The sequence below is a fragment of the Paenibacillus sp. 01L418 genome (genome assembly GCF_056400045.1).
Genome location: NZ_JBFTSN010000769.1, coordinates 1 through 1,229, shown reverse-complemented (window position 1 = coordinate 1,229; position 1,229 = coordinate 1). Strand labels below are relative to the sequence as shown.

General features: G+C 45.4%; 2 protein-coding genes. Both read left to right on the top strand.

The genetic code is table 11. The annotated features are described in order from the left end of the window. Window positions 1-331 (top strand): glycosyl hydrolase-related protein (locus tag AC1DSE_RS35505; protein ID WP_477529150.1); only part of this gene is annotated, 331 nt, incomplete at its 5' end. Window positions 332-481: 150 nt separating this feature from the next. Next, entirely contained in the window at window positions 482-1,030 is a 549-nt protein-coding gene (locus AC1DSE_RS35500; RefSeq protein ID WP_477529149.1) for an SGNH/GDSL hydrolase family protein, read from the top strand. Window positions 1,031-1,229: the final 199 nt, after the last annotated feature.

Genomic DNA, 1,229 nt, shown 5'->3' with positions numbered 1-1,229 from the left:
GAAGGAAGCTTATCAATATCAAATTCCATGGATAGTGAAGCAGACGGGTACACATGAGGGTGAGCTTCCAAGCCGTTTTTCCTTTATGCAATGGGAGGGTGACAAACTATGTTTGTCTGCTCTTAAGGTATCGGAGAACACGGGGGATTTGATCGCGCGCTGGTATAATCTATCACGAGATGAGCAAACGTTAAGCGTATACCCTTCGCTGGGCGTGAACGCAGCACATCGCAGCAGCGTTATGGAACAGAGGCTGGAGGAATCAGAGCTTGGCCGAATGGTGGTTCGTCCCGCTGAAATCATTACGCTTAGTTTAGATGTTTCTTTGTAAATTAGCATACGGAGTATAACACACCCCTAACTGTCTTTGAGAAACGGTTGGGGGTGTGCTATATTTCAAGAGGGATGAGGATGACATGGACGTAAGCATCAAGTTTGCGGCATGGGCAAATATTATGAAAACAAGGGGAAGGTGTTAAGGATGAAAAGAGTACTGCTGCTCGGAGATTCGATCCGAATGGGCTATGAACCGCTTGTGCGCGAGGCTTTGAATGAAACGGCAGAGGTTGTTGYACCTGAGGAGAACGGCAGATTTGCGAAACATACGTTATGGGGAGTTAACTTGTGGATCAGAGATCTGGGCAAACCAGATATCGTTCATTGGAACAACGGATTATGGGATTTGCATCATGAAGCGCCAATGGTCGAGGCACTAACTTCATTAGAAGAATATTTGGAAACGCTTAAACGGACGGCAAATGAGCTGCAAAGAACGGGTGCAAACATCATATTTGCAACAACGACGCCTGTTCCAGCCGATGCGATTGGGCGCAGCAATGCAGAGATTGATTTATACAATGCGGCAGCTGTAAAGCTGATGGAAAGCCTGGGCATACAAATAAATGATCTGAACGCTACCATAAAAGAAGATCTAGCGTTACATATTTGCGAGGACCGTTTGCACTTATCTGAACGAGGAAATCGTAGATGCGCGGAGAAAGTCATCGAGCACATCCATAAATATTTGTAATGTAAGGAGTAAAGGAAATGGCAGTCCAAAGCCTGTAGCTAGGCCGGACTGCCATTTCTTGTTTTTAACGGATAAGGTTCACATCGTCGCATCGATCAAAAAAAGCGGTTTGCTGCTGCAAAGAGGCTTCATCATTTTTGCAAGCGTGTATAGCTTTGGCGAAGTTGCTTGCGCACATTGAAATATACTCCTTACCATA